Below are 354 nucleotides of genomic sequence, written 5' to 3'. Positions count from 1 at the left end.
TCCCCTTCGTCTAGCGGTTAGGACTCCGCCCTTTCACGGCGGCAACAGGGGTTCGAATCCCCTAGGGGACGCCACTTGCTGGGTGTGAGTGAAAGGCACAACCAATCAGTATCTCAAAACTGACTCTCTGAGTCATGTTTGAGATATTTGCTCTTTAAAAATCTGGATCAAGCTGAAAATTGAAACGACACACGAAAGTGTGTTCGAGTCTCTCAAATTTTCACAACCATGAAGTGAAACATCTTCGGGTTGTGAGGTTAAGCGACTAAGCGTACACGGTGGATGCCCTGGCAGTCAGAGGCGATGAAGGACGTGCTAATCTGCGAAAAGCGCCGGCGAGGTGATATGAACCTT

Annotated in this window: 1 rRNA gene; it reads left to right on the top strand. The window is 49.2% G+C overall.

The features are described 5' to 3' along the window. Window positions 1-255: 255 nt before the first annotated feature. Window positions 256-354: ribosomal RNA gene (locus MXM41_RS22690) — 23S ribosomal RNA — on the top strand; the annotation flags it as partial.

The organism is Leclercia adecarboxylata (assembly GCF_035787115.1).
Classification (GTDB): Bacteria; Pseudomonadota; Gammaproteobacteria; order Enterobacterales; family Enterobacteriaceae; genus Enterobacter; species Enterobacter adecarboxylatus_E.
The sequence above is the reverse complement of the archived record's forward strand: the minus strand, read 5'-3'. Positions and strand labels throughout refer to the sequence as shown.